This is a genomic window from Pisciglobus halotolerans (assembly GCF_900113675.1).
Taxonomy (GTDB): domain Bacteria; phylum Bacillota; class Bacilli; order Lactobacillales; family Carnobacteriaceae; genus Pisciglobus; species Pisciglobus halotolerans.
On the sequence record NZ_FOQE01000085.1, the window covers coordinates 1 to 1,246 of the forward strand.

At 39.7% G+C, this 1,246-nt stretch carries 1 pseudogene; it reads right to left on the minus strand.

Annotated elements, in window-relative coordinates:
- Positions 1 to 11: 11 nt before the first annotated feature.
- Positions 12 to 1,246, minus strand: a pseudogene (locus BM057_RS11470) (IS3 family transposase); the annotation flags it as partial.

Consider the following 1,246-nt stretch of genomic DNA (forward strand, 5'->3'; position numbering starts at 1 on the left):
AACTTCTAACCCTAAGCGGCGTTCTGAATTTCTTTACGATAGTCGATTGGACTCATCCAATCGAGTTTCCGTTTGATTCTTCTGTGATTGTAATAGTCGATAAATGTGACGATTGTTCTCTCTAGTTCTTCGTAGCTATGAAAAACTTGTCCATGATATACTTCTTGTTTCAAAAGACTAAAGAAATTTTCCATTGGTGAATTGTCCAAACAATTTCCTTTACGAGAGAAACTTTGGAAAATGCTGTGTTTCTTCAATTCTCTTTGATAAGCACCCATTTGATACGCCCAACCACGGTCAGAATGAAACGTCCTGCGGTACGGACAGTCATCTGTAATCTGAATAGCTTCTTCAAGAGCATCCATCACTGCCTTAGCATTTGGGCGGTTAGAAATGCGAAAGGAGAGAATCTCACTGTTAAATAAGTCCATAAATGGATCTAAATACAATTTCTTCTGACGTAATTCGCCGGTCGTGTCTCTTTCATAATACTTGAATTCTGTCGTATCCGTCGTGATCTTTTGATGCACAACACTGGTATAGAAACGGCGATGGATCAGATTTTTTCTTGGTTTTCCTGTATCTCCTCTATAGGAGGAGTACTTACGCGATTTGCGTGTATAAGAAGTGACATTCAACCCATTCTCTTTCATTAAACGGGCGACTTTTTTCTTGTTCACCAAATAACCCGCTTCACGCACTTCGTGCGTCATACGCAGACAACCAAAATCTTTGTGCTCTTTACGAATCTTGTGCATTTCGTGAATGATGTTTTGGTCCGGATTTTCTTGATCCAAACGAGCTTGCCAATACATATAAGTGGCTTTAGGAAGATCAATAACGATCAGAATATCTTTTAATTTTCGTCCTTTTTCCCGGAGGTCGTAGGCGATTCTCGTTTTATCTTTGCGAGAAATTCTGGATCGGTCAAGCCCCGCCTCCGCAATTCTTTTAAATAGGCATTCTCTATTTCTAACAGTCGGATTTGTTTCTCAAGTTCCTTTACTTGGTTATTTTTCGAAGGTGTAACATCGTTTTTCTTTTTATTTTTGGGCGTTTTCTTTGGCATGTTCGATGGACGTCCTTTCGTTTGAGAGAGCCCATCTATTCCTTCTTCAAGGAATTTCTTCTGCCATCCTTTAATCAATGCAGGGGTAGTCAGTCCCAGTCGGTTGGCTGTTTCTCGATAGGTCAACTCTGTTCTTGAATACAACTCTACCGCATCTAATTTAAATTGAACAGTATA